This is a genomic window from Streptomyces otsuchiensis, from assembly GCF_004305975.1.
GTDB lineage: Bacteria > Actinomycetota > Actinomycetes > Streptomycetales > Streptomycetaceae > Streptomyces > Streptomyces otsuchiensis.
Genome location: NZ_BHZI01000597.1, coordinates 1 through 499 on the forward strand (window position 1 = coordinate 1; position 499 = coordinate 499).

General features: G+C 71.9%; 1 protein-coding gene. It reads left to right on the forward strand.

Features of this window, described 5'->3' with window-relative positions:
• Positions 1 to 47 precede the first annotated feature (47 nt).
• A partial coding sequence (locus tag E0D90_RS26025; protein WP_174856268.1) for a beta-ketoacyl synthase N-terminal-like domain-containing protein occupies positions 48 to 499 on the forward strand: 452 nt, incomplete at its 3' end.

Below are 499 nucleotides of genomic sequence, written 5' to 3' on the forward strand. Positions count from 1 at the left end.
GCCCCCCCCGACGCGCCCCGTCCCTGCGTTACGCCTGTGAGGTTCTGATGGTGGAACAAGACACGATGCTCCGGCTGCTCAAGCAGGTCACCGCCGAGCTGCACGAGACCCGGCAGCGGCTGGAGGAGCGGGAGGCGAGCGACGCCGAACCCATCGCGATCGTCGGCGTGGGCTGCCGCTACCCCGGCGGCATCGTCTCCCCGGAGACGCTGTGGGACCTCGTCTCCGAGGGCCGCGACGTCGTCGGCGACTTCCCCGACGACCGCGGCTGGGACCTGGAGAACCTCTTCGACGACGAGCCCGGCGCCCCCGGCAAGTGCTACGCCCGCCGGGGCGCCTTCATCGACGGTGCCGCCGACTTCGACAACGGGTTCTTCGGGATCTCCCCGCGTGAGGCCCTCGCCATGGACCCGCAGCAGCGTGTGCTGCTGGAGACGGCGTGGGAGACCTTCGAGCACGCCGGGATCGACCCGACGACCCTGCGGGGCAGCCGGACCGG